The following is a 5051-nucleotide window of genomic DNA, read 5'->3' as shown; positions in this document are numbered from 1 at the left end:
CACCTTGAAATCGGTGCTGTCCAGCGCCCGCCCATCCAGATACACCCGCTCAGCGTAGGTCATATGCGCAACCAGCCACATGCCGGCACACGCCAGCACATCGGCCGCGTGCAGTTGTGCATAGACGTCCGCACGGCTGTTTACTTTCCCCGCCGCGAGCAAACGCCCGGCCAGTTTATATACCGCCAACTGGGTTGCACTGCCATGCACGACAGGCCCGACGCCCAGTGCCCACGCCGCAAAATTCGCATCGGTTGCACGATAAAGTGCGGCCTCGCGCTCGCCCTGATATTGCCGGGCTTCGTCATCCATCACCATGACTACCACTCCCCTCTGGCCGGCCACGCTGCGTGGCCGCAGGTTTGAGAATAGCCAAGGTCAGGCTGGACATAAAAACTATGGTCAGCCTGACCGAAGTATGCGTCCGGTCGCCCCCCCTTGCCAACCTAGGTGCGGGCGGTTAGAGCTTGAGGGGGGAGGCGTTCGTCGAGGCAACGGTTCGGCCAGACGGGAAGTTTTTCGAGGGTAGCTTTACGCCAGGCTAAAGGCTCGATGCCGTTGAACCGGGCGCTGGCCAGTAGGCTCTGGATGGCGGCCGCACGGCGACCGGCGCGTTCGCTGCTGGTGAACAGCCAATCAGGATTAGCGGCCAATATTCGCCAGTCCATGCAAACAGCCCACCGATCAACGTAAGCCAAACACGCCTTCAGGATCGTCTTTGAGTGCCTGAATCAAGCGCATCAGGTTCTCGGTCGGCATCTGGCCCATATACGCGAGCCACTTGCCATTGCGACCGACTTGCCACAAGGACCACAGCCCCTCTGCGTATTTGAAACGGGCAATCGGAAGGTTCCCGTAACGCCCCATGCCGTTGGCTGACATTTCAAACACGGTCACACCATCACCTCGTACCGAATAGGACAAGGCATGAGCCGAACCCCCATGTTGAGGCCAAGTACTCCGGCAAAACACCCCGATCAGGTTTTCTGCCATATTTCGAATATCGTCTGGAATAGCCATACATACACTTCCTGCGCGGATAGCGCTTACAAGAGAAATCTTATGTTTTTACATTCAGCGCAAACAGCTCTCGGATTTCATCGCTGGCAAGGTGGCCTATCCAGGTCTCCCCGCTGCTGAGTGTCAGGTCAGCCAGCTCGCGCTTGCTGCGTATCATGTCGTTGATACGCTCTTCAAACGTGCCGCGGCAGATCAGGCGGTGAACTTGCACATTGCGCTGCTGGCCAATGCGGTAAGCGCGGTCTGTGGCCTGGGCTTCCACGGCCGGATTCCACCACAGGTCGAAATGGATCACATGGGATGCGGCGGTCAGGTTGAGCCCGGTTCCTCCAGCCTTGAGCGAGAGAATGAATACGCGCTCGGTGCGGTCATGCTGGAAGCGCTCGACCATGGCATCGCGCTGTGCCCGGCTGCAGGCACCATGCAGGAATTGCGGCCGCTGGCCCGTGCGTTCCGCAATCCAGTTCGCCAGCAGTAGCCCCATCGTCTTGAACTGGGTGAAGATCAGCACTTTTTCATGACTGGCATGGATGTCGTTCAGTAGTTCGAACAGGCGCTCGACCTTGCCGGACTGCAGGGCATCGCCATCGTCTTGCTTCAGGTACTGGGCAGGATGATTGCACACCTGTTTGAGCGCCATCATCATCTGCAGCACCAGGCCTTGGCGCTTGAAGCTGTCTTCCTCGCCGGACAAGGTCTGCATGGCGGCCTGCAGTACCGATTCATATAGCGCCGCCTGTGTTTTGCCCAGCGCACAATACTGGTCCTGCTCGATCTTGTCGGGCAGATCACTGATGATGCTACGGTCGGTCTTGAGACGGCGCAGCAGGAAAGGGGCCGTCATGCGTTTGAAGCGTGCCAGTGCCTGCTGGTCGTGTTGCAGTTGGATCGGCTTGGCGTAATCACGCACAAAACTCGCCAGCTTGCCCAGGTAACCCCGGTTGGCGAAGTCCATGATGCTCCAGTACTCGGACAGGCGGTTTTCCACCGGGGTGCCGCTGACGGCAATAAAGCTTTTGGCCGGAATGGACTTGAGGGCACGGGTTTGCGCTGCGGCCGAATTCTTGATGTTCTGCGCTTCGTCGACGATTAGCAGTTGCCACGCCAAGGCCTTGAGGGCGGCTGCCGCGCTACGTGCGACCCCATAACTGGTCAGCAGGACATCGGGGCGCTGCTGTGCCAGCTCGCGCTTGGTGCCATGAAAGACACCCACGCTGAGGGTTGGTGCAAAACGGGCGATTTCCTTTTGCCAGTTGGTCAGCAGGCTGGTCGGCATCACCACCAGTACTTTGGCGTGTACCAGCGCGCCTTCCTGCTGCAGTTTCTGTATGGCGGCAATCACCTGTAGGGTTTTGCCCAGCCCCATATCATCGGCAATCACACTCCCCAAGCCCAGACAAGCGTTGCGGTACAGCCAGGCGTAACCCCGCAACTGATAAGGGCGCAAATCGGCCTGCAACACATCCGGCACAGGCACGTCGCCGGCATTCAACAAATCGGCAATGCATTGCTGGACATCCGCATCCAACTGGATACTGGCGCCTTCATACTCTCCCGTCAGCGCCACCTGCAGCAGTTCGTTCTCCTGCAGCGCGATAGGCCGGGCCAGCTGGGCACGTAGGTGCTCGATTTCTGCCGCATCCAGATAGACATAGGCCCCCCTGAAACGCACCACCCCTGCGGCATGGCTGATTAGCTGTTCGAATTCCGCACGGCTAATCAGCGCGTCACCGATCGCAATCTGCCAGTCAAAATCAAACATATCAAAGGGTGACAGGCTGCCGGGACTGTCATCAGTGCGGGCTTTGATCCGCATCGACAGGCGCGGGCGCAGCAGATGCTGCAAGGCTTTGGGCAACAGCACCCGGATGCCCAGCAAACGTAGCAGCGGCAGTACATCAAACAGCAGATCCGGCAAGGCTCCAGCGCTAATCCTGAGCGGGGTGCGGGCGAGTCCCCGCACATAGGCATGCAGCGGCGGATAGAATCCTGCCAACAAGGAGACGGCTTGCAGGATACCAAAGCGCAGCTCTTGCCATGCCGGCTCGGTCAGGATTTCAGACAGCGGATGCGGGACGGGGCTGCCAACGTGCTGTACCGCCAGTGTCAGGCTGAAATCGCCCTCGGCATCTTCGTCCAGACACAACACTGGCACATGGTTCTGCTGTGCCAGCACCAGCCGCGCCAGCCAGGCCTGAATGCCGGCGGCAATCGCCGTCTCACCCGAGGCGTCATAACAGGCGAGCCCCGAACCGAAAAACAGTTGCAGGGTTTTATCTGCCGCGTTTTTTTCTTTATCGAGCGCGCATAGGGTATGGACATAGTGCGTGAGCAACAGTGCGCAGAGTGCCTGCGCCTGTGCCATGGGCGACAGCCGGACAGATTGCCCCGCCTGCTTCAGTTGCAACAGCCCAGCAGGCAGGTTATCGGCTAGCTCTTGCAGCAAGCCGCGTACCGTCGCGTCCTGAATGGCGGGTAGCCATAGCAGGCCGACAGTCTTTTTATCGGCCGCAAACAATTGCGGCACCAATGCGCCACGCGCCAACAGGTTCAGGACGAATTGCTTGAGCGGGGAAAATGCGGCCAGCGCCGGCTGGTAGTCAGCCAGCTCGGCCTTGGGCAGGCAAGACACGGTGTTGAGCAGGTCCGATAGCTGGTCAAGCTGCGCCAGGCCGGTCAAGACAGGATGGGCCCGTTTATCCAGCAGCAACTGCGGCCGGTCAGAGGGGTGGAGTACGCTGGCGCTGGCCTTGGGCTCGGTATCGAGTTGCTTGCTGGCCGCTTGAGCGGCCCGGGACAACAGTTTGTGCAGCTGCGCCCTAAAATCACCGGAGGCAAAGAAGGCCGGGCTTTCCGGCAGGACCCGCAATAAGGCATCGCCTTGTTCCGGAATGCGGCTGAAATCCAGCACGGCGCTCTCAGTCACTGCGTCCGTATTTACACTCTCGTGTTCTGCCAACGCATGCAATAGCGTAGCGAGGTCCGGCAACGCCGCATTAGCGGCCTGCCCGATATCCATGCCGCGCGCTTTTAAACCCTTGACCAGATCGATGCCGCGCAGGGAGAACACCAAAAACGGGTTGCTGTCTATTTCACGGCTGAGCAGGTAAATCGCAGCGGCCAGATGTTTGCATGGCACCGCCCAGTCCGGACAGGAACAATGCATCTCCAGCTTTTTCCAGCTGTCGGGAAAGACCCAGATGCCGCGTGCCAATGCCAGATCCAGTATGGCCGGATCCAGCTCGCGGTTGAGTATGCGGGCAATCAGCAGCGGATCGGCGGCAATATCATCCAGCAAACCTTCGATCGAAGCAGCATTGACTGCAGGGGTAGCGATTTTGACGCGATAAGGTGACGGCCGCGAGCCGGCAACCTTGGCACGAATCTCACCTTGCTGAATGACCAGTTGTTGCACAGAGCCCTTGTTTGCATAGCTGCGTCCGCGTGGCAAACGGTTGTCAAAATCAATGTGGGTTAACGCACCCAGCCATGCTGCGCCCCACCAGGTATTGCCATAGGTCTGCCGTGTTGCCATTGTTCTGTCCGTCAAATCAGATGGTGCCGCATTATGCCAGTAATGGTCACCGCCACCTGTGATGCTGGGTTAATGTCTGCTTCCGGTGTTTTTGACATCCTCCCCGCCCTCTCGCTTGCGCGAGCCAGCCTCAAGGCTGGAAAGGACGGGGATTCCTACTGCGTCTAGTCGCTTACGCGGCTAGCTCGCTTCGGTGGGTTCCTGCTGCTGGCGGCATTGCTGCACCGCTCACTTCACAGGCTAGCCGGGCGTATCCCGCCCTTAAAACATTGATCGCGCCGACGGTATCGGCATGATTCACGTAGCCGCATTCCACGCATTTGAACAGGGCTTGGGTCTGGCGGTTCAGTTTCGAAATATGGCCACAGGCCGGGCAAGTCTGACTGGTATGGTGCGGTGGTACGGCAATCAGGTGTCCACCTTTCCATGCCAGCTTGTAGTCCAGTTGCCGCCTGAACTCGCCCCATCCCTGATCCAAGATCGCTTTGTTCAGGCC

General features: G+C 59.1%; 4 protein-coding genes and 1 pseudogene. All 5 read right to left on the bottom strand.

Features of this window, described 5'->3' with window-relative positions; translation table 11 throughout:
* A partial coding sequence (locus ACRC1E_RS12460; RefSeq protein WP_438515412.1) for a hypothetical protein occupies nucleotides 1-318 on the bottom strand: 318 nt, incomplete at its 3' end.
* Between the two features lie 128 nt (nucleotides 319-446).
* Nucleotides 447-629: pseudogene (locus ACRC1E_RS12455) on the bottom strand (transposase domain-containing protein); the annotation flags it as partial.
* A 55-nt stretch (nucleotides 630-684) separates the two neighbouring features.
* Complete coding sequence (locus ACRC1E_RS12450; protein ID WP_438515411.1) at nucleotides 685-1020, bottom strand: DUF3024 domain-containing protein; 336 nt, start codon at nucleotides 1018-1020, stop codon at nucleotides 685-687.
* 40 nt (nucleotides 1021-1060) lie between these two features.
* Complete coding sequence (locus ACRC1E_RS12445; protein ID WP_438515410.1) at nucleotides 1061-4555, bottom strand: SNF2-related protein; 3495 nt, start codon at nucleotides 4553-4555, stop codon at nucleotides 1061-1063.
* 172 nt (nucleotides 4556-4727) lie between these two features.
* Nucleotides 4728-5051: RNA-guided endonuclease InsQ/TnpB family protein (locus ACRC1E_RS12440; protein ID WP_438515409.1), on the bottom strand; the 324-nt coding region annotated here is incomplete at its 5' end.

Source organism: Craterilacuibacter sp., from assembly GCF_051659485.1.
Taxonomy (GTDB): domain Bacteria; phylum Pseudomonadota; class Gammaproteobacteria; order Burkholderiales; family Chromobacteriaceae; genus Craterilacuibacter.
Note: the sequence above shows the minus strand (reverse complement) of the source record. Positions and strands in the feature narration are given on the sequence as shown.

Bases quoted from the DNA above. Each gene is read 5' to 3' on its own strand.
- ACRC1E_RS12450 (WP_438515411.1), bottom strand. From the start codon at position 1,020: ATGGCTATTCCAGACGATATTCGAAATATGGCAGAAAACCTGATCGGG.
- ACRC1E_RS12445 (WP_438515410.1), bottom strand. From the start codon at position 4,555: ATGGCAACACGGCAGACCTATGGCAATACCTGGTGGGGCGCAGCATGG.